The sequence below is a fragment of the Romboutsia sp. 13368 genome, assembly GCF_018336475.1.
Classification (GTDB): Bacteria; Bacillota; Clostridia; order Peptostreptococcales; family Peptostreptococcaceae; genus Romboutsia.
The window spans coordinates 248,613-251,044 of the sequence record NZ_CP048741.1; the positions used below are offsets into that span (position 1 = coordinate 248,613).

The 2,432-nt window shown below is 27.1% G+C and carries 2 protein-coding genes; both read left to right on the plus strand.

All coding sequences use genetic code 11. From position 1 onward, the window contains the following. The first annotated feature begins 297 nt into the window (after positions 1 to 297). Entirely contained in the window at positions 298 to 498 is a 201-nt protein-coding gene (locus G3997_RS00990; protein ID WP_296646702.1) for a helix-turn-helix domain-containing protein, read from the plus strand. Between the two features lie 19 nt (positions 499 to 517). After that, positions 518 to 2,128, plus strand: a complete 1,611-nt coding sequence (locus G3997_RS00995) for a VapE domain-containing protein (RefSeq protein ID WP_296646707.1) — start codon at positions 518 to 520, stop codon at positions 2,126 to 2,128. The last annotated feature ends 304 nt before the right edge of the window (positions 2,129 to 2,432 follow it).

Sequence of the window (2,432 nt, forward strand, 5' to 3'; positions counted from 1 at the left end):
TCTACTAAAATATAATAATTAGTAGTTCTTTTTTACGTACAAAAAACTATAACATAAAATGATGTTTTGAAATGTTTCGTCGACACATCGCTCAAGAGAAGCGAATTTTTATAAAAAATTTTCCTAAACTATTTTAATATACTTTGACAAAACCTCTCTAGTATTATTTAATCATAAAANNNCTTTTTCTATAAAATACTTTTATAAAAAATTTTATTAAACTTCTTTACTATACTACGACCAAACTCCTTTGATATCATCTAATCATAAAACAAAATGAAACAAAAAGGGGAAAATATGAACTACAAACTAAACACAGAACTAATAAAATCAAAAATGCTGCAAAAAGGCTACTCAATAACAAAACTAGCATCAATAAGCCAAATCTCAAAATCAACAGCCGCAAGAGCAGTAAACGGACAAGGAACACAAAGACCCCAAACCATATATAAAATATCAAAATCATTAGACATAGACACAAAAGACATAACACTATAAAAACTAAGGGGGGATAAACATGTTCAAAACATATATACAAGAAATAAATAATATAAAAGACTTAGAAACTGTAATAAACTACTACTATCCAAACCAACTAAAAAGAAACAAAATGAGCTGTCCATTTCACAATGACAAAACACCAAGCTTTTCAATAGTAGACAAAGGAAATGGAGCCTTCTATAAATGCTTTTCTTGTAATGAAGGTGGAGACATAATAAAATTCATTCAAAAAATAGAAAACCTACCATTCATACAAGCCTTACAAAAAGCTTATGAAATACTAAATAGACCTTTAAATTTACCAAATATAAAAACTAATACCTCAAAATCTTTAAACAAAGAAAACTTAGTAAATTTTTATAATAATAAGTATCAAAAATNTTTACAAGAAGGTGATTTAGAYAAAGCCTTTGAAYTAAGTTGTAAAAGTGATGAAGTGAGAGATAAAAAATATAATATCATCTATCCTTTTGTAAATAAAAAAGGTGAACCTATGAAAATCTGGGACAACCTATATGAAATACTAAAAGCAAACAATATACAAGTTTCTTATAATGAAATAACTAAAGATATTGAAATAKAAGGATTAGATGTAAGCAATGGGGATAACCAACTTGTAGAAATTCATTCCTTATGTTCAAAGTGTGGATTTAATCTTAATCTTCATATGATTGATAAATTTATAGGAATAATAGCAGAATCAAATCCTAAAAATCCAGTAGCAGATTATTTAAGTGAATCCTATATGAACTTTGATGGAAACTATGAATACATACAAAAACTATGTGATGCTATTATTACTCCAAAGGATTATAATCCTAAATTAAAGAAAACACTTATAACTAAGTGGTTAATAAATACTGCAATGATACCTTTTAATGATGGAAGTAAAAATATTGAAGGTATACTTACACTTCAAGGAAAGCAAGGAATAGGTAAAACAAGGCTTATCAAAAAACTAATACCMATGTATGTAAAAACAGGACTAGAACTAGATCCAAGTGATAAAGATAAAGTATATCAATGTATAAAATACTGGGTATCTGAGTTAGGGGAACTTGATTCTACATTAAAAAGAGATTTGGCTAAACTTAAAGCTTTTATAACAGAAAGTAGTGATGAATTTAGAAGACCATATGCTATGAAACCTATGGTATACCCAAGAAGAACATCTTTTTATGCAACAGTAAACAATGGAGATTTCTTAAAAGATGATACAGGAAACAGAAGGTACTGGGTAATACCTGTTGAAAAAATTGATTTTGAGATAATAGATAATTTAGATATAAATATGCTATGGGCAGAGGTAATGCATTTAAAGGAAGATTATAAGGTTAAACATTATTTAGAAAAGGATGAATTAGAGTTATTAAATAGTAGCAATGAAGATTTTAAAATATCTTTAAATGTTGAACTTGTAGTTGAAAGAGAGTTTGATTGGGACAGTGATAAGTCAAATTGGAAGTGGAAATCAACAGCAGATATATGTAGTAAGTTAAATATAAATTCTACAAGTTCATTAAAGACAAGCTTATTTAAATATGGTGCTCAGTATAAAAAGAGCAATGGAAGAAGAGGATATATAACTCCACCATATAAATGCCCATTATTATCGGGCATTATATAGTTTTAGATAGGTTGATGCCCTGATTTTTTAAGAAAATAATAAAAAGCTAGGGCATTAGGACAGTAAGATTTTATATAGGGCATTAAAAAGTTAGTTAGTGCCCTGTAGTGAAAGTAAGTAATTTCAACAGATGTATATAGTTAGGGCATTTAGGGCATCAAAATTATATAACTTTATAAAATGATTAAATATATTAATTTTTAAGRTTTGGTAAAATAGGTGCCCTGATGCCCTAATTTTAGTTCTTAATATATTTTAGATTGTAATTTCTATTGTATTTTAATATAAACTAGATAGTATTTTA